This window comes from Pseudomonas sp. A214 (genome assembly GCF_900156295.1).
GTDB classification, from domain to species: domain Bacteria; phylum Pseudomonadota; class Gammaproteobacteria; order Pseudomonadales; family Pseudomonadaceae; genus Aquipseudomonas; species Aquipseudomonas rhizophila.
In genome coordinates, this window is sequence record NZ_LT707062.1 from 4,410,949 (window position 1) to 4,434,210 (window position 23,262).

The following is a 23,262-nucleotide window of genomic DNA, read 5'->3' on the forward strand; positions in this document are numbered from 1 at the left end:
ACCTATGGTGGGAGCAAGGCTTGCCCGCGATGAAGATGACGCGGTCTTCCGGGGGGCCGAGGTGCCTGCATCGCGAGCAAGCTTTGCTCCCACAGAAAGCCGTGCACTCACAGCGGTGCGGCAAGAGGTGATCCGAAAATCTCGTAGGAATTTACCTCTGTGGCGACGGGGCCTTGCTTGCGCAAGGTGTTTCCTGTCTTATCGAAGATCGGCTCGGATTGGGCCGTTCCTACTTCAACAAGGAGTGACTGCATGGAAGTCCACACTCAGCTACAACCCTGCGATTGCGCGAATATGGAAGACATCCGCCGCGAGATCGATGCCCTTGACCAGGCCGTTATCAAACTGCTGGGCAAACGCTTTCAGTACGTACTGGCAGCGTCGAAGTTCAAGACCTCAGCCACGGCGGTGCGTGCGCCGGAGCGCTTCCAGGCCATGCTGGCGACCCGGCGTCAATGGGCCGAGGCCGAGGGCCTTAGCCCGGATGCGATCGAGAAAATGTACAGTGACCTGGTGAATCACTTCATCGCCCAGGAGATGGAACACTGGACGGCTCTTCGATCCGGGACCTGATCGACACGACAAGCGCCCTGCGCTCAGGCCCAGGCAACCGTCAACAGGCCGGCGCCAAGCACGACACATAACGGTGAATAGACCCAGGTGTCGAGCTTGGCGAACGTCGAGCCCTTGACCTCCTTGAAGAAACCCACCAGGTTCGATTCGCCAATGGCGCGGGCGAACATCAGCAAGGCGATCGCGCTGATCAGCCATTGCAACGCCCGATGGGTGACGGGCGGTGCCAGCAAGCCGACCCGCAGGCACACCAGAACTGCAATCAGCAGCAACGCGAGGGCCACCAGCAGCGTCAGCCATCCCGATGGGTTGAACGCCGGACGCAGCGACTCTCCTTGCCTCACCGGAACCTGAGGCACGACCGCCAGGGCCGCCCATCGCCCGCCCAGGGCCCAATACAAATGAATCAAGCTGATGGTCGCAAATACTGCGACCAGCGACCGAGCCACTAAAAGCGTCATTCGCCAGCCTCCTTGAAAGGTTGAACAATCATCCTAGCTCGAATTCGGCATTTCGCCGCACGGGCGCAGACTGCCGGTTTTCGGCGAATGACGCATTGCTCAAGATCAAGAGTTCAACCTGGCGCGCTACAGACCGGCGGCGACTTTGTCGGCAACCTCCTTGGGCACCCAGGCCTGCCAGACCTGTGGATGGGCCTTGAGGAACGCCTCGGCGGCTTCACGCGGCGGTGTGTGCTTTTCGCTCATGTCGGCCAGGGCCTTGTTCAACGGCTCGATCGGCAGGTCGACTTTACTGAAGAACTCGGCAATGTCCGGGTGTTGCTTCTGAAACGGCGCGGATACGCCAATCGACAGCTTCGAGGCCAGGGAGCGGGTTGGCTTGGGGTTGGGGTTGTCGGCATCGGTCAGGGTTTTCCAGGCCTCGGCATCGAACGCAGGCTCTTGCAACTGCACCAACTTGAAACGTCCCAGCAGCGGTGTAGGCGACCAGTAGTAAAACAGGATCGGCTTGCCCCGGCGGATCGACGAGCTGATCTCCGCATCCAGCGCCGCCCCCGAACCACTTCGGAAATTCACATAGCTGTCGGACAACCCATAGGCCTTGAGCTTCTGCTTGTTGACCACTTCGGAGGTCCAGCCGATGGGGCTGTTGAGGAAGCGACCCTTGCTGGGGCTTTCCGGGTCTTTGAAGACATGCTTGTAGCGCGCCAGGTCTTCGACGCTGCGCAAATCCGGCGCCAGAGGCTTGATGCCCCGGGCCGGGTCGCCCTTGATCACATACTCCGGGACCCACCAGCCTTCGGTCGCACCCTTGACGGTATCGCCCAAGGCGATCACCTTGCCTTCGGCCTCGGCCTTGACCCACACCGGGCTGCGACCGGCCCATTCTTCCCCGATCACCTGGATGTCGTTGTTGGCCAGCGCCGTTTCCAGGGTAATGGTGGTGCCCGGCAATGTGTCGGTCGGCAGCCCATAACCCTTTTCGACGATGACCCGCAGGATATCGGTGATCAGACTGCCGCTTTCCCAATTCAAGTCGGCAAAATGGATCGGCGCCTGCGCGGCCGATGCCGGAAGTGACGAAACCAACACCGCACAGGTGGCCCAGGCAGCCAACCACTGTCGAACTCGTTTCATGCGTTGCACCTCGTACCAGACACAGCGATAGCTCAACGGTCCTGCGTAACCGGACGCAAGCCTCTGAATAATTCAGTCAACTGACTGTAGCCGAGGTTCCACGCAGACCTTGCGAAAACCGTTGGCAGGGCGCAAAACCCGAACGCTGTGTCAGCCCGCCTATCACATCCATCAGGCTGACGTGGTGCACATCACTCGCTGGCCTTGAAGGTGACGAGTTCACCTTTGCGCCACTTGGCGGCTTTGGCGGTCACGGCCTTGAGGGTCTTGGTCAGGCCCTCGTGCAACTGCTCGTTGGCGGCGAAAACAGTCAGCACGCTGTGCCCTTCCTTGAACAGGATCGCGTGGCCACCGGGGGTGGCCACGAAGGCGTAATCCCCAAGGCCATAGACCGTCAGCTTGATATCGCGAAAGCGGATTTCAAACTTGCCACCTTCACGGCTGGGCAATACCGCTGCACGAAAATGATCACCGACTTTGAGTTCAAGCCTGGGTTTGTCATCGACCACCAGGGCCGATTCAGTATCGATTTCGGCAACATAAATACCTTCGGCGGTTTGCTCGGTGATGTAGACGAAGCGCGACTGGAACTGCTTGACCAGCTTTGCCCGCAGATCACCAAGTACGAATAACGCATGCATGTCGAGATTACTTACTGCCAAGGAAACATCCCCATCTTTGTAAACGACCCGCCCTCTGAAAAGGACGGACCACGAGAACCCGTGCCGACTGTGTGTGTCGCAGTGGACCTGTAACTGAAAATTCGAAGTGAACGGCGTGCCCTGCCCCGGGGCGAGAGAAGACTAAAGGATTGCCACTCTCGCCGTCTTTCCCGCGGGGTCGTCAGAGGCTGAAGGAAAACGCCACTCTGAGCATCGGAAAAGGTGGGACTACTAACTTTAGGGAAATTTCTCACTTAGAAAAGCATTTTTCTGACATCGAGGGCAAAAAAAATTGCTTTAGATAGGCACAGCCATCCACACGGTGCTGCCGATTCTAGAGCAGCCGCAGGCGTGGAGACTACTCAAAACACTCGGTAATTCGTCGGTAAACCATAGAAAAGGAATTCACATGGCCACTTTCACAACCCTGACCCAACCCCTCACCCCTTGCATCGCTGACAAGCCTGACGGGTTTGACCAAGTCCATTACCTGCCGGTTTCTTTGTTTCAACCGCGTTATCGGGTGGTTCTGGCCGGCAAGTGCTTTTTCCATATTGAAGAAACCTCGACTGGCCGTGTAAGAGGTTTCCGTACCGATCATAACGAGGCCTGTTACCTGGCCAGGCGTCTGGAACGAAGCGTTTGACCTGAGATACCACACGCCCATCACTTAACTCAGCCACGACAGGCAACTGCTGCCATACTGCCTGCCCAGCGAAGACCGTCCCCCATTGACGATCGCGCACCCATACTATGACTTGTGAAGGAAAGGCGCGACGTGACGGAATTTGATATTGGCGAGTTTTTCATCCGGGGTGAGGCCAGAGAGGTCGAAGGCGAATTCCAGGCTGTCATCGTGATGCGCGCCAAGCCCCCCTTGACCACCACCCGTTATCATCAGGTGGAAAAGGATCGCTGGTTCAAAACCCCCGAACTCGCCGCCGAGGCTGCGCGGGCAGCGGCAAAAGCCCTGAAACTCGCGGTGGATGAAGGCGCGTTGAAAGCCTGAACCCGATCGAACTCCTGACGGGCGTTTGCCTCAGATAAAGGGAAGCAACCGAGGCGCCATGACGGCGCCCGCCCAAAGGAGAACCCCATGGAACAGCCCTCGCACGAACTGAGTACCTTGTTCGATCAACTCGGCCTGCCTTCGGATGACAAAGCCATTGATGACTTCATCATGGCCCATCCGCTGGAGCCGGAGATCAAACTGGTGGAGGCCGACTTCTGGTCGGAGCAACAGAAGGATCTACTGCGCGAATGGCTGCTCGCTGACGGCGAGGAGGCAGTGCTGGTGGATCAATTGAATGTCCGCTTGCACGACGGTAAATAACCCTCAACCCTTTAACCCCTGTGACAAGGGAGCTTGCTTCCGCTCGGCTGCGCAGCAGCCGTGCCCAGGCCCCCCAGCGCTGGCCAGCCTAGCGCGGCTTCTCGGGCTTATAACCCAGCCGCAAACCACCCCAATGACGCCCCTTGAGCATGATCGGCACGGAAAGGTCATGCATCAGCTCACCCGTGTCTCGAGTGTAGGTCTGCAACAGCACGGGCTGCTGGTGGCTACCGCAACGAATCCCGGTGCGGTCGGAGAACTTGCGTTTAGTGCGATTGTTCACCGTGTCCACTTGCGGATCACCGGTCAGGGGTTGGCTGAAGACCTTGTTGTGGGTCGGTACATAACCTTCCTGGGTACAGGCAATGGCGAATACCAGGCCTTCGTGCCGGGCGAGCAAAGGTTCCTGGATAGCTGGCAGGACCTGATCGGTGTAGCGGTCGAAACGGGTCTGGAACTTGGCGGGCTGGGTATTGGGGATGGGCTGGTAGCTGCGGTCGAACAGGTCCTCCAGGCTGACACGGCCCTGGTCAATGTCCGCCTCGAACTGGGCCGCGATCTGGCTCGCCCCTTCCCGCGCCAGGTCGTAGACCCGTTGGTGATAATCGTCCAGGCCAACCTCGGCCAGGCGTTCGCTGATGGTTTCGGCCTGGCCTTCCATTTGCACTGCCGCTTGGGCCAGGCGCTGGGTCTGCTGGTCGCTGATGGACAGGTCACTGCGCATCTGCTCGATGGCGTGAAACAGGCTGTCGAGTTGTTCGCGGTTGGTGTCGGTGCCCTGAGCAATGGCGCTGACCTGGGTTTCGACGCCGGCCGCCAGCCGGGCTATGTTTTCCAGGTGCTGACCGGTGTGCTCGACCTGCTGCACGCCACTGTCCAGGTCGCTGGCCAGTTGCCGGATCTGCTCCACCACCTGGGCGGTGCGCTGCTGGATATCCGCAACCATGACCCCGACCTCGCCGGTGGCCGCGGCCGTACGCCCGGCCAGTCCACGGACCTCGTCCGCCACCACCGCGAAGCCGCGACCGTGCTCACCGGCCCGTGCAGCTTCGATGGCCGCGTTGAGCGCCAGGAGGTTGGTCTGGCTGGCGATCGACTGAATCACCAGGCTGACCCGCTGGATTTCATCGCTGCGCACGCTCAGCGCCTCGATCAACTCGCGGCTGTCGTTCGCGCGCTGGCTGAGCTGATGCATCCGGCTGATGGACTCCACCAGTTCGCTGCGCCCGGCAACGCTACTGCGATGGGCCTCACTGGCGGCACTCAGGGCCTGCTGGCTGAGTTGCGAGGTGGCCTGTTCAGTGGTGATCATCGATTCGGCATTACCGACGATCTGCGCCGCCGCGTCGAGCTGCGACTGGACCTTGCCAGCCAGTTGCTTGACCGAATAGGCGACGCCGGCCGCCGACAACGCGTTATGGCTGGTGGTGTAGGACAGATCACGGGTCAGCTCGGCCAACTTGTCCGCGGCTACCGGCTCAGGCGCGGCGGCCAGGCGCGAGCGCAGGCGCGGCAGCCAGACGATGAACATCGCCAGGGGCAGGCCCAGATACAACGACCAGCCGCCCAACGTCATGCCGCACAGCAGCAATGTCAGCGCCAGACTCTGCAAGGTCGGCGTCAACCAGCGCGCCATGCTGTTGGTTACAGGCACCTGCACCTGCGCCGCATTCGCCACGGAACCGTCTGTCGCCATGTTGATCACCCACATTTCTCGTTGTTATGCCTGCATTAAACGCCACTACGGAGCCATTATCCATGGTCCATTAGTCGCGTTCTTGCGGGGGGTCAACGGAAGTAGACGAACAGGCGCAGACAAAAGCAAAAGATCGCAGCTTCCCGAAGAAAGCTGCGATCTTTTCTGAAACGCGGATCAGGCCTGACGCTGGTGCTTGTCGATCTGCTCGTGACGTTCCTGCGCTTCGATGCAGTACTTGGTGGTCGGGCTGATCAGCAGGCGCTTGAGGCCGATCGGCTCGCCGCTGTCATCACACCAGCCGAAGCTGTCGTCGTTGATACGGTCCAGGGCCTGCTCCAGCTGAGGCAGCATGCGCTGGTCGCGATCGATGGCGTTGACCAACCAGGTCCGCTCTTCTTCTACGGAAGCAGCGTCCGCCGGGTCAGCCGGGGTATCCAGGCTCTCAATGGCGATTCGGTTCTGTTCGATGCGCTCGTGGGTTTCCACTTTCATGTTCTGCAACAGCTTGGTGAAGAAAGCCAGCTGCTCGGCATTCATGTAGTCATCCGCCGGCATGGCCAGCAACTTTTCCTTTGTCATTGATTTCTCTATAAAAAAACGTGCATTAAGGCGAATTATGAAGCGTCCCGCAGCGCGCTGCCACGCTCATCGGGAAGGCGCCGTCTATTCCAAGCGCCACCCGGCACTCAATTTACGAGGGGCGGCAGTCTAAGGCCGAGTCGAAGCCTCAGCAACTGAAAACATAGGGAAAATGTCCGACAACCCTTCTAAATGTTCTCTGACAAGCTTTTGGCAGTCATCGGAGTGCGTTTATAACAAGAAATTCGATTCAATAGCTGTATCAAGAAGACAAATGGCAACGCCACGCGGGTCAGGCGTGGCGCTTTGTCGCAGCGTAGGGACCTTCAGCGTTTGAGTTTGCGCTTATTGCGGTACTGGTCGATGACCACCGCCACCACAATGATCAAGCCCTTGATGATGTCCTGAATGTAGGCATCCACGCCGACGAACGTGAAGCCACTGGCCATGACCCCGAGGATCAGCGCGCCGATCACCGTTCCGGTGATGCGCCCCACCCCACCGGCCAGGCTAGTGCCGCCGATCACGGCCGCAGCAATCGCGTCCAGCTCATAGGACATGCCCATGCCGGCCTGCCCGGTGGCGGCCCGCGCCGAGGCCACCACCCCGGCCAGCCCCGCTAGCAGCCCGGCGATGCTGTAGACGATCACCAGATGGCGTTTGACGTTAATGCCCGAGGTGCGTGCCGCCTGCATGTTGCCGCCGATGGCGTAGGTGTACTTACCGTACTTGGTGTAGCGCAGGGCAATATGGAAGATCACCGCCACCACCAGGAAAATGATCACCGGCATGGCGCCATGGCCGATGGCGGTATAGGAATCGGACAACATGCTCACCGGCTGGCCTTCGGTGTAGTAACGCGCCAGACCGCGGGCCGAGACCATCATGCCGAGGGTGGCAATAAAGGGCGGGATACCCGTGATGGCGATGATGCTGCCGTTGATCGCTCCGGCCAACAGCCCAACGCCCAACCCCGCCACCACCGGTATCCACACCGGTAAGTCAGTCAGGGAAGGAAACACCGCCCGGGTGAAATCCGAGGTTTGGGCCAGGCTGGCGGCGATCATGGCCGACAACGCCAGCACCGAGCCGGACGACAGGTCGATACCGGTGGTGATGATCACCTGGGTCACACCGATGGCCAGCAGACCGATGATCGACACTTGCAGGATCATCAGCACCAGGCGCTGGGAGTTCATCAGGAAACTCTGGTCGCGCATGATCCAACCAAACACTTCGAACACCAGGCCGATGCCGATCAGCACCAAGAAGATACTCAGTTCCGTCGGCAGCCGCCGACGCGTCCTGGCCGGTGCGGCCGCGGGTTTGTTTTCCAGTATCGCGTTCATAGCATTCACCTTTTTCTCTGTGGCGAGCTTGCGCCCTCAATTATCAGGACAGGCCAGAAGCCAACTGCATCACCCGCTCCTGGGTCGCCTCGCTACGGTCCAGCGTGCCCATCAGGTCACCTTCATGCATCACCATCACCCGGTCGCTCATGCCCAGTACTTCCGGCAGCTCCGAAGAAATCATGATCACCGCCATGCCTTCGCTGGCGAGGTAGGAAATGAGCCGGTAGATCTCGGCCTTGGCGCCAACGTCGATGCCACGGGTCGGCTCGTCGAGGATCAGGATGCGTGGGTTGGTCATCAGCCATCGGGCCAGCAGGGCCTTCTGTTGGTTGCCGCCGGACAAGGTGTCGATGCACTGTTCCAGGGACGGAGTCTTGACCCGCAACTTCTTGCACATGTCTTCGCACAACGCGCGCAAGGCTTTCTGCTGGATGAAGCCGTTGCCGACGTAATGGGGCAACACGGCCATTTCCATGTTTTCCAGCACCGACAGGCACGGGAACAGGCCACTGAGCTTGCGATCCTCGGTCAACAGCGCGAACCCCTTCTCGATGGCCATGTGCGGGTCGCTGATGCGCACCGGTTGCCCGTCGAGCAGGATCTCGCCGCCCGTGCTGGGCGTCACGCCGAAGATCGCCTCGGCCACGTTGGTCCGGCCCGAGCCCATCAGCCCGGCAATGCCCAGGATTTCTCCGGCATGCAAGTCGAAGGACACATTCTTGAAAATGCCCTCCAGGCTCAAATCACGCACCGACAGCACCAGATCGCCGATGGGCTTGTCCCGTTCCGGGAACAACTGGCTCAGTTCGCGCCCGACCATCATTGATATCAGGCTGTCGCCGTCCATGCTGTCGGCCCGTTGCAGGCCGATGTAGGCGCCGTCACGAAACACCGCCACTTCATCGGCGATGGCGAACACTTCGTTCATTTTATGGGTGATGTAGATGATGCCCTTACCCTGAGACTTGAGGTCGGCGATGATCGAAAACAGATGGGCGACCTCCGTCTCGGTGATGGCCGAGGTCGGCTCATCCATGATCAGAATGTCAGAGTCGTAGGACACCGCCTTGGCGATCTCGACCATCTGCCGCTCGGCAATGCTCAGGTTGCCCACCTGCTCTTCAGGATCGAGGTTGATGCGCAGGCGCTCCAGCAACTTGGCGGTGCAGCGGTGCATTTCCCCGTGATCGACCATATGCAAGCCGTTGAGCTGCTCGCGGCCGATCCAGATGTTTTCAGCGATGCTCATGTGGGGCATCAGGTTCAGTTCCTGGTGGATCATCGCGATGCCGGCCTGCAGGGCTGCCAGAGGTGTGTCGAACTTCACCGGCTTGCCCCGCAGGCGCAGTTCACCGGCGTCCGGCTGGTAGATGCCGGCCACGATTTTCATCAGGGTGGATTTGCCCGCACCGTTCTCGCCCATCAAAGCCAGCACGGAACCGGGGCGCACCCGCAATTGCACATCCGACAGGGCCACCACGCCGGGAAAGCCTTTGCTGACGTTGACGACTTCCAGCAGATACGGTTCATCAGGCATTACGTCCGGCCGGAAAGTCATCGCCGGGGCGCTCGAAGCAGTCGCTGAAGCGAACATGATCAGGTACTCCCTCGGCAAGGTCAGTGGGCGACCTCGCCTGTTTATTGTTGTGGTAGCAGTACGTTAAACGTCACTTGAACTGATCGACGTTTTCCGGCGTGATCAGGCGATACGGCACCCATACGGCCTGCTCGACCGGCTGTTTCTTGACCATTTTCACCGCCGTATCAATGGAGCCGTCGGCCTGGCCCTTGGCGTCCTGGAACACCGAGACCGCCATCTCGCCTTTCTTCACGGCGTTCAGGCCGTCCGGCGTGCCATCGACCCCGGCGATCAGTACGCTGCCTTTCTCCTTGCCGGCACCCTTGAGTGCCATGGCCGCGCCGATGGCCATTTCGTCATTGTTGGAGACCACGGCATTGAACTCGCGGCCCTGAGTCAGCCAGTCGTTCACCAGTGTCATGCCTTTATCCCGCGACCAGATACCGGTCTGCTCTTGTTCGATCTTGATGTCGGGGTACTTGGCCAGCACTTCCTTGACACCCTTGGTGCGGTTGGTGGTGGAGTTGTTCGCCAGGTCACCCAGCAGAATCACGATGTTGCCCTTGCCCGACATTTTGTCGGCCAGGTATTGCATTTGCATCCGGCCGGCTTCCAGATCGTCGGACGCCACGGTCACCACGCCTGCGGGCAGTTTCAGGTCGTCGGGACGGCGATTGACGTACACCAACGGGATCCCGGCGGCGACCGCGGCCTTGGTAATGCGCTGGGTGGCGGCAGTGTCCACCGGGTTGACGATGATTGCGTCGACCTTCTGGCTGATAAAGCTTTCCACCTGGCTCAGTTGCTTGACCACATCACTGCGTGCGTCTTCGAACTGCAAGGTGACGCCATCCGGCAGGGACTTGGCTTTGCTGTCCATCGACTCACGCAGGTACGTCAGCCAGGTGTCATCGAACTGGGACATGCTGACGCCGATCTTCAGGTCCGCCAGGGCGACGCCGCTGGTGAGCATCAACGACAGGGCCAGCGAGGCGATACGGGTCTTGGTCTTCATGAACGGTCTTTCTCCACTTTTTTGTTGGTTTTATGGATAAGGCGTGATGGATCTCAGGAACGGGGCAAACGCACGATGGGCGCACCGGGCATGCAACACACCACGGTGCCGTTGCGCTGAATGCACAGGGATTCGAACAGGGGAAGGATTGCGCACAGGCGCAGCGAGCTTGGCAGGTGAAACGCAGAACGGCTGAAGGTTTTCATCGACGGTACCTGGCTGTGTTTCTTGTTTTTGTTTTGTCCGTCATTTGCTCAAGGCTGACTTGGCAAAAGACGAACAGGGGTGTCGGTAACCTGGAATCGACTTTATTGGAAAATATTTTCCATATCAACTCATTTTAGAATTTTATTCGTTTTTTATTCCATGGCCGACAGACGTGGCCAAAACCACCACTTCGCCCTGCTCGGCGCTCAGCCTTGCAGCGTCGAGGATGCGAGTGGTGGCCAGGGCATCACGAGCCTCCACCGGCAAAGGACCAACGCCTTGCAACGCGGTTTGCAGGCGCTGGTAGAACGCCATCCAGCAGCCGCGCTCCGACGCCACACGCTCGCGCTCGCTGCCTTGCTCGAACCAGCCCCAGCGCCGATGCTCTTCGCTCCCCCAGCGCTCACCCTCGGTCGCCGGGCTCAACCCGGCCAGCGCCTGGGCCTCCTGGCCGTCCAGGCCCTCGACGGTGTAGCAGCCTCCGGTGCCGCTGACCCGAAAGCGCGGGCGCGGTGCGTTTTGCAGGCAACTGCCGCTCAGGTGGGAAAGCACGCCGCTGGCATGGGTCAGGGAGATAAAAAAGCCGTTGTCGAACACCTGCCCGGGTTGCCGGTAATCCAACTCGGCGTAAACCCTGGTCACCGGGCCGAACAGTTGCAGCGCCTGGTCCACCAGATGGCTACCCAGGTCCCGCAGAAACCCGCCGCCGCTACCTTTGCCGACCGATGTTGGCGAATAACGCTCGACGCTGGACTCAAAGCGAATGACCTGCCCCAGCGCACCGGACTCCAGCAGTTTGCGCAAAGTCAGGTAGTCCGAATCCCAGCGGCGGTTCTGATACACGGTCAGCGGCACGTTGTGCTGCTCGGCGGCCAGCACCATCGCCTCGGCCTGTGCGGCATCAAGGGCGAAAGGTTTGTCGCTGACCACTGCAATACCCAGTTCAATGGCCTGCATGACCACGGCCGGGCGACCGTCCAGCGGCGTGGACACCACCACCGCATCGACGCCTGCGGCCACCAACTGTTCGAGGGTATCGAAGGCTTGGGCGTGGGGGTGCTCGTTCGCCAGTTGCTGGCGCCGCTCAGCGGACCGCGTCACCACGCCGACAAACGTAGCCCCGGGCAGACTGCTGATCAGCGGTGCATGGAAAAACCGTCCGCCCTTGCCGTAGCCCACTAGTCCGATTCGCATGAAGATTCCTTGAAAGTCGTTGAATAAACACATCCCTGTGGGAGCGAGCCTGCTCGCGATGGCAGTGTATCCGCCACATTAATGCCAACAGATCCGCCGCCATCGCGAGCAGGCTCGCTCCCACAATTGACCGAGTACCTTCAGGGAAACGCGGTCGACTGTGGGAGCGGGCTCCCACAGGAGATTGTGGTTAGCCGTAGAAACGCGGGCGTTCGGGCAGTTCGACCTTGACGATCTGCCCACTCTGCTGCGCTTGAACACAGGCATCCGCCGCCACTGCCGCGGCGAACCCGTCCCAGGCCGACGGCCCGCCCACCTGTCCGGCGCGCACGCCGTCGATGAAAGCCTGCAATTCGACGTCGTAGGCCGCGATGAAACGATCCTTCCAATCCATCAGGATCGCATTAGACAGCTTGGCGCCACTGCGCAGTTGCACCTGGGACGGCTCCGGGAGTTTGGCGATGCCCGTCTCCCCCACCACTTCGCACTGGATGTCGTACCCATATTGGCAATTGACGAAAACCTCCACATCGATGCGCGTGCCCTTGGCGGTTTCCAGTAACACGATCTGCGGATCGCGCAGGTGCGCCAGCGCCTTGCTGGTCTTGCGCGGGAATACCACCTGCACCGAAACGTAGTCATCGGCCAGCAGCCAGCGCAGCACATCCAGCTCATGGATCAGTGTGTCGGTGATCGCCATGTCGGTCTTGTAGTTCTCCCCCACGCTCGGATTGCGATGCGCGCAGTGCAGCATCAGCGGTTCGCCGATCTGACCGCTGTCGATCACCGCCTTGAGCGCTCGATAGCCTTCATCGTAAGGGCGCATGAAACCGACCTGAACCAGCCGCTTGCCATGGGCGACTTCGGCTTCGACGATCTTGCGACAGCCTTCGGCCGTGACCGCCAGGGGCTTTTCACAGAACACCGGTTTACCCGCCGCGATTGCCGCCAGCACGAACTCTTCGTGGCTCGGCCCCCAGGAAGTGACCAGGACCGCCTCAACGTCCGGCGCATTGATCAAGGCATGGCCGTCGGGATACACCTCGGCGGTCAGTTTCAAGTCGGCCAGCACCTTCGCCGCCTGGGCGAGGTTGATGTCGGTCACCGCCACCACCTGGCTGTTGAGCAAGGTCTGGCTGCAACGACGGATATGGTCCTGGCCGATGGCCCCGGTGCCGATGACGCCCAGCTTCAAAGACATGAAAAACTCCTTTCGTAGGGTTGGGGCTGTTAATACTGGCGAGCCTCGGCCAGTCGTTCATTGAGGGTTTTGGCAGCCGCATCGGTGCGCGCGCTGGTGGAGACTTGCGCCACGCCGACCCGCCACCAGGACAGGTAGCTGTGGATCATGGTCTTGGGCAAGACCTTGATATCGATGAGCGTCGAGACCGTTTGCAGCCGCGCATCGGCCAGGGCCGCGTGGAGTTCGTCGAGGGTCTTGACCTTGTAGGTCTTGCAGCCGTAGGCCGCCGCGCTCATGGCGAAGTCCACCGGCACGAAGCCGCCATCGAGCTTGCCGGTGTCCGGGTTGCGGAAGCGGAACTCGGTGCCGAAGCTGTCCATGCCGTTGCCCATCTGTAAATTGTTGATGCAACCGAACGTCATGTTGTCCAGCAGCACCACATTGATCTTGCGACGCTCCTGGATCGAGGTCGCCAGCTCCGAATGCAGCATCATGTAGGAGCCGTCACCCACCAGGGCATAGACCTCTTTGTCGGGTTCGGCCAGCTTCACGCCCAGCGCCGCGTTTACCTCATAACCCATGCACGAATAGCCGTATTCGACGTGATAGGTGTTGACCCCCTTGCTGCGCCAGCTGCGCTGCAAGTCGCCGGGCAGGCTGCCGGCGGCGGCAACGATGATCGCCTCATCGGCCAGGGTTTGGTTGAGGGTGCCCAGCACGCGGCTCTGGGTCAGGCAGGAACCGGTGAGTTCGATGAATTCACGAAACACCGCCGGATCCAGGTGATCGTTGATCTCTGGGACGAAGTCCTGGGTCTGGAAGTCAGCCTGATAGATCCGGTCCACTTCGGCATCCAGTTGGGTTTTGGCATCGGCGATCTGCCCGCCCCATTCGGCACGATAGTCACCCATCGCGGCGGACAAAGCCTCCAGGCCCGAGCGCGCGTCGGCCAGCAGTTGCACACCGTCAAGCTTCAAGGCATCGCAAGGGCTGATGTTGAGGTTGAGAAACTGCACATCCGGATGCTGGAACAGCCATTTGGACCCGGTGGTGAAATCGCTGTAGCGGGTGCCGATACCAATGATCAGGTCCGCTTCCTTGGCCAGCAGGTTCGCCGCCAGGCAACCGGTTTCGCCGACGCCTCCGACGTTCAGTGGATGACTGGACACCACCGCACTCTTGCCGGCCTGGGTCTCGGCAAAGGGGATTTCGAAGCGCTCGGCAAAAGCCTGCAACGCTGCGTTGGCCCCGGCGTATTTCACCCCGCCGCCGCAGATGATCAGCGGCTTGCGCTTGCCCTTGAGCAGCGCCTGGGCATCGCCGAGCATGGCTTCGGTGGCCGGGCGACGGTCGATGCGGTGAACGCGCTTTTGCAGAAAGTAATCGGGGTAATCGTAGGCTTCGGCCTGCACGTCCTGGGGCAACGCCAGGGTCACCGCGCCGGTTTCGGCCGGGTCGGTGAGCACGCGCATGGCGTGGATCGCGGCGCTCATCAGTTGCTCGGGGCGGTTGATGCGATCCCAGTATTTGCTCACGGCCTTGAACGCATCGTTGGTGCTGATGCTCAGGTCATGGAACTGTTCGATCTGCTGCAGCACCGGGTCCGGCTGGCGACTGGCGTAGACATCACCAGGCAACAGCAGCAACGGGATACGATTGGCCGTCGCGGTGGCGGCGGCGGTCAGCATGTTCGCTGCGCCAGGGCCGACCGACGAAGTACAGGCGTAGATTTTGCGGCGCAGATGCTGCTTGGCGAAACCGATGGCAGCGTGGGCCATGCCCTGCTCGTTGCGACCCTGATGGACCACCAGGTCACCGCTGTCCTGCTCCAGCGCCTGACCCAGGCCCAGCACATTGCCGTGGCCAAAAATCGTAAAGACCCCGGCGACGAATTTGCTCTGGACGCCATCGACTTCGACGTACTGGTTATCGAGGAATTTCACCAGGGCCTGGGCCATGGTCAGTCGTGTTGTGGTCATGCTTGCACCTTGTCTGGAATGCAAATTTGGCGGCTGGCTCAGTCCACTGTGGGAGCGAGCTTGCTCGCGATAGCAGTATTTCAGGCGACTTATCTGTTGAATGTGCTGCCGCCATCGCGAGCAAGCTCGCTCCCACAGGGGGGCTTCGTCATACTTGAAAGTCGGGTCAGGCCTGGGAGCTTTGCAGATGGTTCATGCTCGCCCCCAATGCCTGGCGGATGTCGGCCAGTTCATGAATGCTCTGGGCAAAGGGTTCGAAGGACAGGTAGCCCTCGTAACCCCCGGCCCGCAACGCCTCGATCTGCGCGGCATTGCCGAGAATGTCGGCCTCGCCCACCAGCACGCGGTGGCCGTCGCGGATGGTCGTCAAGGGTGCCTGGGCATCCTCGACACCGGAGATGTGCACCAGCCCGGTCAGCTCGGGGAAAAATTCCTGCTCACCGGCCAGGTGATGATGAAAGGTGTCATGCACCAGACGGAACACATCCAACCCGCCAATGGCCTTGATCGCTTCCACTGCCGTGCGCTTGCGCCGCAGCGAACACTCTTCAAACCCCAACGGCTCGATGAAACCGTAGATACCGAAAGCCCGCAGGATCGGCGCCAGTTCACTGAGGGCCGTGCGCAGCCCCGCGGCGCGTTCGACCTCGCCGCGCGGGTCGTCGCGCTCGTTGAGCGGGCACATCACCAGCCCCTCGGCGCCGCATTCGCGGGCATAGTCGGCCAGCCGCACGGCTTGGGCACGGCGCTCCTCGTTCCATACGTCGAAGGGATACAACGCGTTGATCGACAACACCTTGATGCCCCGCGCCTCGCACAACTCACGCACCTGTGTCGGTGGCATGCCGTTTTCGATCTCGACGCCCTTCAGATCGTTGCGGATCTCGATGGCATCGGTTTTCAGCGCCAGCGCCAGGTCAATGAAATCGGGCAGTGACAGGCGCGGAGCAACCATTCGGTTCAAGGCAAAACGCAGGGGCTTGTTCATTGTTGTTATCCCTCCGGCATTCATAAACGGTTATTGGGCAGTCGGCATGCTGAACTCGGGGCCCTTGGCGATGCTGTCGGGCCAGCGCTGCATCACGCTTTTGTAGCGGCTGTAGAAGCGCAAACCTTCTTCACCGTAAGCATGGTGATCGCCAAACAGCGAGCGCTTCCAGCCGCCAAAGGAATGCCAGGCCATCGGCACCGGAATCGGCACGTTGATGCCCACCATGCCGACCTTGATGCTGCGGGCAAACGCCCGGGCAATGCCGCCGTCACGGGTGAAGCAGGACACGCCGTTGCCGAACTCGTGAGCATTGATCAAGGCCACGGCGCTGGCGAAATCCGCCACGCGAACGATGCCCAGCACCGGGCCGAAGATCTCTTGCTGGTAGATGCTCATCTGGGCGCTGACCTGGTCGAACAGCGTCGCCCCGACAAAGAACCCCTGCTCGGCCCCCGGCACCTTGAAACCACGGCCGTCGACGATCAGGCGCGCGCCTTCGGCGACCCCGGCGTCGATGAAGCCTTCGACCTTGGCCTTGTGCTCGGCGGTCACCAGCGGCCCCATGTCGGTGCCGGGTTGCTGGCCGTTGCCGATCTTCAACTGATCGATGCGCGGCAATAGCTTGGCGATCAGTTCGTCGCCCACGTCCCCCACCGCCACGGCAATGGAAATCGCCATGCAACGCTCACCGGCCGAGCCGTAGGCCGCGCCGATCAATGCGTCCGCCGCCTGGTCGAGGTCGGCGTCGGGCATGACGATCATGTGATTTTTCGCCCCGCCAAGCGCCTGCACGCGCTTGCCGTTCGCCGTGCCCTGCTGGTGGATGTACTCGGCAATCGGCGTGGAGCCGACGAAAGAAATCGCCTCGATGTGCGGGTGCTGCAACAGCGCATCTACCGCCACTTTGTCGCCCTGGACCACGTTGAACACACCGTCCGGCAACCCGGCCTCCGTCAACAGCCGAGCCATCAGCAAACTGGCGGACGGGTCACGCTCCGAAGGCTTGAGGATGAAACAGTTACCGGCGACCAGTGCCAGGGGAATCATCCACAGCGGCACCATCACCGGAAAATTGAACGGCGTGACTCCGGCACACACACCCAAGGGCTGGCGCAGGTTCCAGTTGTCGATGCCGCCGCCGATGTTGTCACTGAAATCGGTCTTGAGCAGGTTCGGCGCGCCGCAGGCGTACTCGACGATCTCGATGCCGCGGGTGACTTCGCCATGGGCGTCGGACAGCACCTTGCCGTGCTCGCGACTGATGATCTGCGCCAGTTCGTCGTGATGGCGGTCGAGCAATTCCTTGAACTTGAACATCACCCGCGAACGGCGCAATGACGATTGCTCGGACCAGCCCGGGAATGCCGCCAGCGCCGAGGTCACCGCGGCCTCGACGGTGCCCGGTTCGGCCAGCGCCACCCGGGCCTGTATCGCGCCGGTGGCCGGGTTGAAGACGTTGCTGAACCGCACCGTGTCGCTGTCCTGCACTCGACCGTTGATGTAATGGCCTACTACCGGGGCATCGCTCATTGTTCTTGTTCTCCGTGCAAAGGGTGGAAATCAGAGATCAAGCAGCCAACTGTGCTGCGGATCGTTATGGAACTGCCAGACCCGCTTCGGGCCGGCCATGACGTTCAGGTAATACGACTCGTACCCGTAGGGCACGCTGACCGGGTGGTAACCCTTGGGCACCACCACCAGGTCGCTGTTTTCCACGGCCATGGCCTGGTCGATGCTGCGGTCGTCGGTATAGACCCGCTGGAACACGAAGCCCTGGGACGGGTTGACCTGGTGGTAATAGGTTTCTTCCAGAAAGCTCTGGTGCGGCAGGTCGTCGGTGTCGTGCTTGTGGGGTGGGTAGCTCGACGAATGCCCCGACGGCGTGCGCACTTCCACCACCAGCAGCGAGTGGGCCGGCTCACTGTCGGGCAGGATGTCGCAGACATAGCGGGTGTTGGCGCCCTTGCCGCGCACGCTGCGCTTCATGCTGTCCGGGCGGATCAGCCGTGGACCGTAACTGTTTTGCGCAGAACCCGGCGCAGCACACACGGCAATCTGTACATCGCTCAGGGCGGTGACCTGGGCCTGGCTGCCGGGGGCAGGTACGCGGCGTAGGGCGATTTATCCTCGAACACCGACTGGCGATCACCGAGGTTGTCCCAACCGAAGGCACCCTGCCCCGGTGCTTCACCCTTGAGACTGATGCGCCCGCTGAGCAAGACCAGGCACAGTTCCTTGTCGGCGGCAGCCACCGGGAGCTTTTCACCAAGGCTCAAGCGGTAGGCGGCAAACCCGACATACTCCAGTTCGCCGGCGGGTAGCTGGACCATGGTCTGGCCGCTTGGCTGGCTTTTGATCAACAGGCTCATGACGCAGTCCTCTCTTGCAGCAAGGCGCGCAGGGTGTCGTAGCCTTTCTTGGCGTAGGCATAACTCGGTGCCACGGCCGGATCCTGTTCGGCTTCGACCACCAGCCAGCCGTGATAGTCGGCGGCCAGCAGCACGTCCAGCAACGCGGCAAAGTCGATGTCACCATCACCCGGTACGGTGAAGGTGCCGTTGACGATGCAGTCGGGGAAACTCCAGAGGTTGTTGCGCGCCAGTTGCACCACAGGCTTGCGCACGTCCTTGAAATGCACATGGCAAATGCGCTCGATGTGCTTGCGTAACACCTGCAAGGGTTCGCCGCCGCCCATGTAACAGTGGCCCGAGTCAAACAGCAGGCCAACCTCACTGCCGGTCAGGGCCATCAGTTTGTCGATGTCCGAAGGCGATTCGACATAGGCGCCCATATGATGGTGATACGCCAGGCGCACACCCCGGGACAGGGTGAAGCGCGCCAGTTCGGTGAGTTTTTCGGCATAGTCTTGCCAGGCTTCATCCGTGTGAAAACGCGGTCGCTCGATCAGTGGGATGCGCTGGCCTTGAATGGAATCGGCCACCTCGCCGTACACCAGCACCGTCGCACCGTTTTGCGCCAGCAACTCGACATGGCTGGCGATGGCATCGATCTCTTCGGCCGCCGAGCGCCGGGCCAGACGACTGGAATACCAGCCGGAGACCAGCGCCAGGTCATAGGGCCGCAGCACATCGCCAACGCCCTTGGCATCCTTGGGAAATTTGCCGTTGAGCTCGAAACCTTCGTAACCGATTTCCTTGCCTTCGCTCAGCGCCGTACTCAACGGCGTCTCGCCACCCAACGATGGCAGATCGTCGTTGCTCCAGGAAATCGGGTTGATGCCAATTCGAATTGCGGGCATGGCTGCACCTTTTATTGTTTTTACCTAACCATTGAAGGCGGCGATGAACCCTGTGGGAGCGAGCCTGCTCGCGATAGCGGTGTGTCAGGCGACTTAATGTTGACTATCAGTCGGCTATCGCGAGCAGGCTCGCTCCCACAGGATCAGTGTTCACAGCTTTTAACTTCGCGCAGCACGCCACGCCTCGATCAACTCCACAAACCTACCCTGCACCTGCCGGATCAACGTTTCATCGTCGACTTCCCCGGCCAGCCAGGCACGGCTCGGTTCCTGGAAGATTGTCCGTCCCACGGCAAATCCACGGCAGGTTGTGCTCTGGCTGGCCTGGCGGAAACCCTCGGCTAGCACGGCGGCCGGGGCGTTGAGGCCCAGCAGTACCACACCTCGGCAATAGGGATCACGCTGTTGAATCAGCTCATCAAGTTGCTTCCATTCGTCGGCCGTCTGGGCTTCGATTTTCCACCAGGCCGGAAAGATGCCCAGGTTGTAGAGGCGTTTGAGGGCGCGATACAGCACGTCCGGGTGCGGCGACGGATGATCCTTGGGTGGAATGACTTCCAGCAGCAGTTCATGGCCGCTGACCTGGGACGCCTGATACAGCGCCATGAGTTGCGCCTCCTGTTCCAGGCGCAGCAGCGGTTCGTCGTCGGGGTGAAATTGCACCAGGCACTTGATGATCTGTTCCTGTGGCCAGGCGATCAGGTTGCTGCCGATAGAGCGCCCATGTTCGAACGCCAGCGGCCGTGAACCCTGCACCTCCACTGGCCGGGCAACCCACCAGTCACGTCCAGTGGCGGCGTTCAGCGAGTCCTGGCCGAAACGTTGGTCGGCCAGCAGACCGACATCGGCCTCGATGCCCTGACGTTTCAGGTCGGCTTCGACCCGTTCCACGGCCTGGATGAACAGTTGCTTGAGTGCGCTGATAGCGCCCAGCTCACGCCCGCCTTTATGGGCCAGTTCTACCAGTTGCCAGCGATGATCGAAGGCAAAGATGAACAATTGCTTCCACTGTTTGCGCGGCACGCTGACCTGATGCAGACGTTGCAATGCCGCGTCTCGATCCGGCCGGGTAATCGGCACCGGGCTATTGAACAGGTAGTCGAGTTCAGCCCGGGTCGGCATCGCTGGGGCACAGGCATGGCGCGACACCACCAGGCCACCGCAGGCATTGGCCAACTGGCAGCAGCGTTCATCGCTGGCGTCCTCCAGCCAACCGGCGAGAAAGCCCGACATGAACGCATCACCTGCGCCCAATACATTCAGGACCTCGACCCGTACACCAGGATAAATCGCGCCGTCTTCAAGCCGGGCCGGGATGGCGCCATGAATCACCGTGCAACCTTGCGGGCCGAGCTTGACCACCAAGGTCGCCGCCGTCAGCGAGCGCACGGTACGCAACGCGCTCAGCAGATCTTCGCTGCCGCCGGCGATCAGGAATTCTTCTTCGGTGCCGACGATCAGGTCGAAACGCGGCAGGATGCTTTGCACGTGCTGGCTGACTTTCTGGTCGGCGACGAAACGGGTTTCCCCATCGGCCTTGCCCGCCAGGCCCCAGAGCACCGGGCGATAGTCGATGTCCAACACGCGTTTGACGTTGTGTTTCTCGGCGTAATCCAACGCCTGGGTGCTGGCCTTGTAGACACTTTCGGTAGAGAAATGCGTGCCGGTGATCAGCAGCGCCTTGCTGGAGGCAATGAACGTTTCATTGATGTCTTCGGCGCGCAGCGCCATGTCGGCGCAATTTTCCCGGTAGAACACCAGGGGAAAGGTTTCCCGGTCCTTGATACCCAGCAGGACCATGGCCGTCAGGCGTTCAGGGTCGACCTTGATGCCGCTGACGTCGCAGCCTTCGCGGGCCAGGGACTCCACCAGGAAACGGCCCATATGATCGTCCCCTACCCGGCTCAGCATCGCCGACCTGAGCCCTAACCGCGCGGTGCCGAAGGCGATGTTGGCCGACGAGCCACCCAGGTATTTGGCGAAGCTTGCGACATCTTCCAGGCGCGCTCCGACTTGCTGCGCGTAGAGGTCGACGCCCAGGCGTCCCAGGCAGATCACATCCAATTGACGCCCACTGGCAAAACGAGTCTGGCCCATGCTGGCTCCTGTTATTTTTATCAGCCCGCGCTTGCCACCGAAACCGGCGCCAACGCTCTTGGTGGATGCAGACTAAAACGAGCAGCGGCCAATAATCAATAATTATTCTATAAATTTTTTACGTGGAATATTTTTTCCAATACGCTATCACTGAAGCGCGCCAGACGCGGTGCATCGTTTCAGCAGGTGTCGCAACGTTGTCTGCTCATGATTTTCCCCGCGCCTACGCTGTAGACTGCGATCAGCCAACCTATTGTCGAGGGCCGGCCCTTTTCCCGGGCCGCCCTATAAGAACAAGCCAGAAGGATTTTCTATGACCCGCCCCGATCTGCCGGCGCCGTCCGAGAGCGCGTCCGAACCCGCCCTTTCAAGCCCACCGATCAATGCCGAGCGCCTGCTGCAACTGATTACCGACGAGTATGAAAGCCTGCCGCGACAGCTCAAACGCATCGCCAGCTACATGAGCCAGCAAAGCGACCGGATCATGGTCGATCGCATCAGCGACATTGCGCGCGAATGCGAAGTGCATCCGTCGGCCATCGTGCGGTTTTCCCAGCGTTTCGGCTTCAGCGGGTTCAGCGAAATGCAGGCCTTGTTTCGCGAGGCCTATACCCACAAGACCACGCCGGTGCAGAACTACCAGCAACGCATCCGCAGCATGATCGCCAACAAGTCGCAGAAAGCCAGCGGCGGCGACCTGGCGCGCGAATGCGTCAACGCCACCCTCTCGGGCATCGAGCGTCTGGGCCTGGAGCTGGACGATCAAGCCTTCGACAAAGCCGTAGACCTGGTGGTCAACGCCGACAACATCTATGTGGTCGGCGTGCGACGCTCGTTCGCGGTGGCCGATTACCTGGTCTATAACCTGCAACACACCAACAAGCGCATCCATCTGGTGTCCGGCCTGGGGGGCAGTTATCGCGAGCAAATGCGCAGCGTGCGGGCCAACGACCTGGTGATCGCCATCAGCTTTACGCCCTACGGCAAGGAAACCCAGCACTGCCTGCGCATTGCCCAGCATCATCAGGCCAAGACGCTGATCATCACCGACAGCAACCTGTCGCCCCTGGCCAAACGGGCCAATGCGGTACTGTTGGTGAACGAAGGCAGCTCTTTCGCCTTCCGCTCGTTGAGTGCCACGTTGTGCCTGTGCCAGGCGTTGTTCATCGCCGTGGCTTACCGACTGGAACTCAAGGTCGATGAAATCCATGAACAGGTCGGGTTCGAGGATTAACCCCGCAAGATTCTTCTGAAGGAGACGTCATGAAACTGATCGGCATGCTGGACTCGCCCTACGTGCGACGCGTCGCCATTTCCGCCAAGTGCCTGGGGGTTGCCCTGGAACACGAGTCCGTTTCGGTGTTCAGGCATTTCGAACAGTTCCAACGCATCAACCCGGTGGTCAAGGCACCGACCCTGGTGCTCAACGATGGCAACGTGCTGATGGATTCCACATTGATCATCGACTACCTCGAGGCCTTGGCCGCGCCGGGCAAAAGCCTGATGCCGGTCGACAGTGGGCAACGGCTGCGCGCGTTGCGCGTGATTGGCCTGGCCCTGGCGGCGTGCGAGAAGTCGGTGCAGATCTACTACGAACGCAACCTTCGGCCGACAGAAATCCAACACGCCCCCTGGGTCGAACGCGTGGAAGGCCAACTGGCGGCGGCCTATGACATGCTAGAACAGGAACTGGTGAAACAGCCCCTGGCCACCGATGGCACCCTCGATCAGGCGGGCATCACCGTGGCAGTGGCCTGGAGCTTCACCAACCTGGTGGTGCCGGATCAGGTGCAGGGAAAGTCATTTCCATCGATCAGCGCGTTTACCGCCTATGCCGAAGGGTTGGAGGCGTTCGCCAGCACGCCGATGGTATAGCGGACGAGCGCGGCTTGTGTGGGAGCGGGCTTGCTCGCGAAGATGGTGGCAGACTCAACATCATCGTCTCAGATAGACGCTATCGCG

The 23,262-nt window shown here is 60.7% G+C and carries 22 protein-coding genes and 1 pseudogene; 6 read left to right on the forward strand and 17 right to left on the reverse strand.

Annotated elements, in window-relative coordinates:
• The first annotated feature begins 252 nt into the window (after positions 1-252).
• Positions 253-573, forward strand: a complete 321-nt coding sequence (locus BW979_RS19640; RefSeq protein ID WP_047230213.1) for an isochorismate lyase — start codon at positions 253-255, stop codon at positions 571-573.
• Positions 574-596: 23 nt separating this feature from the next.
• Here the strand turns inward: BW979_RS19640 and BW979_RS19645 are convergent, their stop codons facing one another.
• The 3 genes from BW979_RS19645 to BW979_RS19655 form a co-directional block, all read right to left on the reverse strand.
• Entirely contained in the window at positions 597-1,034 is a 438-nt protein-coding gene (locus BW979_RS19645) for a DUF3995 domain-containing protein (RefSeq protein WP_047230212.1), read from the reverse strand.
• A gap of 126 nt (positions 1,035-1,160) precedes the next feature.
• Complete coding sequence (locus BW979_RS19650) at positions 1,161-2,171, reverse strand: ABC transporter substrate-binding protein (protein WP_047230211.1); 1,011 nt, start codon at positions 2,169-2,171, stop codon at positions 1,161-1,163.
• A gap of 191 nt (positions 2,172-2,362) precedes the next feature.
• Positions 2,363-2,812 carry a hypothetical protein gene (locus BW979_RS19655; RefSeq protein ID WP_047230210.1) on the reverse strand — a complete coding sequence of 150 codons (450 nt, stop codon included), beginning with the start codon at positions 2,810-2,812 and terminating at the stop codon, positions 2,363-2,365.
• A gap of 430 nt (positions 2,813-3,242) precedes the next feature.
• Between BW979_RS19655 and BW979_RS19660 the strand changes: the two genes are divergently transcribed.
• The 3 genes from BW979_RS19660 to BW979_RS19670 all read left to right on the forward strand — a co-directional run bounded on the left by BW979_RS19660 (position 3,243) and on the right by BW979_RS19670 (position 4,166).
• Positions 3,243-3,479 carry a hypothetical protein gene (locus tag BW979_RS19660; protein ID WP_139050514.1) on the forward strand — a complete coding sequence of 79 codons (237 nt, stop codon included), beginning with the start codon at positions 3,243-3,245 and terminating at the stop codon, positions 3,477-3,479.
• 132 nt (positions 3,480-3,611) lie between these two features.
• Complete coding sequence (locus BW979_RS19665) at positions 3,612-3,842, forward strand: hypothetical protein (protein WP_047230209.1); 231 nt, start codon at positions 3,612-3,614, stop codon at positions 3,840-3,842.
• Between the two features lie 87 nt (positions 3,843-3,929).
• Entirely contained in the window at positions 3,930-4,166 is a 237-nt protein-coding gene (locus tag BW979_RS19670) for a DUF2789 family protein (protein ID WP_047230208.1), read from the forward strand.
• An 88-nt stretch (positions 4,167-4,254) separates the two neighbouring features.
• Here the strand turns inward: BW979_RS19670 and BW979_RS19675 are convergent, their stop codons facing one another.
• The 14 genes and pseudogenes from BW979_RS19675 to BW979_RS19735 form a co-directional block, all read right to left on the reverse strand.
• The gene (locus BW979_RS19675) at positions 4,255-5,877 is read right to left on the reverse strand and encodes a methyl-accepting chemotaxis protein (RefSeq protein ID WP_411157107.1); all 1,623 of its coding nucleotides are present in this window, start codon (positions 5,875-5,877) and stop codon (positions 4,255-4,257) included.
• 162 nt (positions 5,878-6,039) lie between these two features.
• Entirely contained in the window at positions 6,040-6,444 is a 405-nt protein-coding gene (locus BW979_RS19680) for a TraR/DksA family transcriptional regulator (protein WP_003202859.1), read from the reverse strand.
• Positions 6,445-6,770: 326 nt separating this feature from the next.
• Entirely contained in the window at positions 6,771-7,793 is a 1,023-nt protein-coding gene (locus BW979_RS19685; protein WP_047230207.1) for an ABC transporter permease, read from the reverse strand.
• 43 nt (positions 7,794-7,836) lie between these two features.
• Positions 7,837-9,390, reverse strand: coding sequence for a sugar ABC transporter ATP-binding protein (locus BW979_RS19690; RefSeq protein ID WP_047230206.1), 1,554 nt, complete (start codon positions 9,388-9,390; stop codon positions 7,837-7,839).
• A 73-nt stretch (positions 9,391-9,463) separates the two neighbouring features.
• Complete coding sequence (locus tag BW979_RS19695; protein WP_076385258.1) at positions 9,464-10,390, reverse strand: sugar ABC transporter substrate-binding protein; 927 nt, start codon at positions 10,388-10,390, stop codon at positions 9,464-9,466.
• Positions 10,391-10,443: 53 nt separating this feature from the next.
• A complete protein-coding gene (locus BW979_RS27645) occupies positions 10,444-10,596 on the reverse strand; it encodes a hypothetical protein (protein WP_171061383.1) in 153 nt (50 codons plus the stop codon).
• Positions 10,597-10,738: 142 nt separating this feature from the next.
• The gene (locus BW979_RS19700; RefSeq protein ID WP_076385260.1) at positions 10,739-11,791 is read right to left on the reverse strand and encodes a Gfo/Idh/MocA family protein; all 1,053 of its coding nucleotides are present in this window, start codon (positions 11,789-11,791) and stop codon (positions 10,739-10,741) included.
• 190 nt (positions 11,792-11,981) lie between these two features.
• Entirely contained in the window at positions 11,982-12,992 is a 1,011-nt protein-coding gene (locus BW979_RS19705; protein WP_076385262.1) for a Gfo/Idh/MocA family protein, read from the reverse strand.
• A gap of 29 nt (positions 12,993-13,021) precedes the next feature.
• Positions 13,022-14,953 carry a 3D-(3,5/4)-trihydroxycyclohexane-1,2-dione acylhydrolase (decyclizing) gene (gene iolD / locus BW979_RS19710; RefSeq protein ID WP_076385264.1) on the reverse strand — a complete coding sequence of 644 codons (1,932 nt, stop codon included), beginning with the start codon at positions 14,951-14,953 and terminating at the stop codon, positions 13,022-13,024.
• A gap of 166 nt (positions 14,954-15,119) precedes the next feature.
• Positions 15,120-15,941, reverse strand: coding sequence for a TIM barrel protein (locus BW979_RS19715; protein WP_076385266.1), 822 nt, complete (start codon positions 15,939-15,941; stop codon positions 15,120-15,122).
• A 30-nt stretch (positions 15,942-15,971) separates the two neighbouring features.
• Positions 15,972-17,474 carry a CoA-acylating methylmalonate-semialdehyde dehydrogenase gene (locus BW979_RS19720; RefSeq protein WP_076385268.1) on the reverse strand — a complete coding sequence of 501 codons (1,503 nt, stop codon included), beginning with the start codon at positions 17,472-17,474 and terminating at the stop codon, positions 15,972-15,974.
• Positions 17,475-17,504: 30 nt separating this feature from the next.
• Positions 17,505-18,313 (reverse strand): annotated as a pseudogene (iolB, locus tag BW979_RS19725) (5-deoxy-glucuronate isomerase).
• Entirely contained in the window at positions 18,310-19,203 is an 894-nt protein-coding gene (gene iolE / locus BW979_RS19730) for a myo-inosose-2 dehydratase (RefSeq protein WP_047230198.1), read from the reverse strand. The pseudogene iolB and the gene iolE overlap by 4 nt, the downstream one beginning before the upstream one ends.
• A 159-nt stretch (positions 19,204-19,362) precedes the next feature.
• Positions 19,363-21,300 carry a bifunctional 5-dehydro-2-deoxygluconokinase/5-dehydro-2-deoxyphosphogluconate aldolase gene (locus BW979_RS19735; RefSeq protein ID WP_076385270.1) on the reverse strand — a complete coding sequence of 646 codons (1,938 nt, stop codon included), beginning with the start codon at positions 21,298-21,300 and terminating at the stop codon, positions 19,363-19,365.
• Between the two features lie 313 nt (positions 21,301-21,613).
• Between BW979_RS19735 and BW979_RS19740 the strand changes: the two genes are divergently transcribed.
• Positions 21,614-22,534, forward strand: a complete 921-nt coding sequence (locus BW979_RS19740) for a MurR/RpiR family transcriptional regulator (protein WP_047230196.1) — start codon at positions 21,614-21,616, stop codon at positions 22,532-22,534.
• 29 nt (positions 22,535-22,563) lie between these two features.
• Complete coding sequence (locus tag BW979_RS19745) at positions 22,564-23,175, forward strand: glutathione S-transferase (protein WP_047230195.1); 612 nt, start codon at positions 22,564-22,566, stop codon at positions 23,173-23,175.
• The last annotated feature ends 87 nt before the right edge of the window (positions 23,176-23,262 follow it).

What these genes read in the sequence shown, in the direction of transcription:
- BW979_RS19715 (WP_076385266.1), bottom strand. Translation starts at nt 15,941, where the DNA reads ATGAACAAGCCCCTGCGTTTTGCCTTGAACCGAATGGTTGCTCCGCGC.
- BW979_RS19680 (WP_003202859.1), bottom strand. Translation starts at nt 6,444, where the DNA reads ATGACAAAGGAAAAGTTGCTGGCCATGCCGGCGGATGACTACATGAAT.
- iolD (WP_076385264.1), bottom strand. Translation starts at nt 14,953, where the DNA reads ATGACCACAACACGACTGACCATGGCCCAGGCCCTGGTGAAATTCCTC.
- BW979_RS19675 (WP_411157107.1), bottom strand. Translation starts at nt 5,877, where the DNA reads ATGTGGGTGATCAACATGGCGACAGACGGTTCCGTGGCGAATGCGGCG.
- BW979_RS19720 (WP_076385268.1), bottom strand. Translation starts at nt 17,474, where the DNA reads ATGAGCGATGCCCCGGTAGTAGGCCATTACATCAACGGTCGAGTGCAG.
- BW979_RS19650 (WP_047230211.1), bottom strand. Translation starts at nt 2,171, where the DNA reads ATGAAACGAGTTCGACAGTGGTTGGCTGCCTGGGCCACCTGTGCGGTG.
- iolE (WP_047230198.1), bottom strand. Translation starts at nt 19,203, where the DNA reads ATGCCCGCAATTCGAATTGGCATCAACCCGATTTCCTGGAGCAACGAC.
- BW979_RS19705 (WP_076385262.1), bottom strand. Translation starts at nt 12,992, where the DNA reads ATGTCTTTGAAGCTGGGCGTCATCGGCACCGGGGCCATCGGCCAGGAC.
- BW979_RS19640 (WP_047230213.1), top strand. Translation starts at nt 253, where the DNA reads ATGGAAGTCCACACTCAGCTACAACCCTGCGATTGCGCGAATATGGAA.
- BW979_RS19690 (WP_047230206.1), bottom strand. Translation starts at nt 9,390, where the DNA reads ATGTTCGCTTCAGCGACTGCTTCGAGCGCCCCGGCGATGACTTTCCGG.
- BW979_RS19645 (WP_047230212.1), bottom strand. Translation starts at nt 1,034, where the DNA reads ATGACGCTTTTAGTGGCTCGGTCGCTGGTCGCAGTATTTGCGACCATC.
- BW979_RS19660 (WP_139050514.1), top strand. Translation starts at nt 3,243, where the DNA reads ATGGCCACTTTCACAACCCTGACCCAACCCCTCACCCCTTGCATCGCT.
- BW979_RS19745 (WP_047230195.1), top strand. Translation starts at nt 22,564, where the DNA reads ATGAAACTGATCGGCATGCTGGACTCGCCCTACGTGCGACGCGTCGCC.
- BW979_RS19655 (WP_047230210.1), bottom strand. Translation starts at nt 2,812, where the DNA reads ATGCATGCGTTATTCGTACTTGGTGATCTGCGGGCAAAGCTGGTCAAG.
- BW979_RS19695 (WP_076385258.1), bottom strand. Translation starts at nt 10,390, where the DNA reads ATGAAGACCAAGACCCGTATCGCCTCGCTGGCCCTGTCGTTGATGCTC.
- BW979_RS27645 (WP_171061383.1), bottom strand. Translation starts at nt 10,596, where the DNA reads ATGAAAACCTTCAGCCGTTCTGCGTTTCACCTGCCAAGCTCGCTGCGC.
- BW979_RS19740 (WP_047230196.1), top strand. Translation starts at nt 21,614, where the DNA reads ATGACCCGCCCCGATCTGCCGGCGCCGTCCGAGAGCGCGTCCGAACCC.
- BW979_RS19670 (WP_047230208.1), top strand. Translation starts at nt 3,930, where the DNA reads ATGGAACAGCCCTCGCACGAACTGAGTACCTTGTTCGATCAACTCGGC.
- BW979_RS19685 (WP_047230207.1), bottom strand. Translation starts at nt 7,793, where the DNA reads ATGAACGCGATACTGGAAAACAAACCCGCGGCCGCACCGGCCAGGACG.
- BW979_RS19735 (WP_076385270.1), bottom strand. Translation starts at nt 21,300, where the DNA reads ATGGGCCAGACTCGTTTTGCCAGTGGGCGTCAATTGGATGTGATCTGC.
- BW979_RS19700 (WP_076385260.1), bottom strand. Translation starts at nt 11,791, where the DNA reads ATGCGAATCGGACTAGTGGGCTACGGCAAGGGCGGACGGTTTTTCCAT.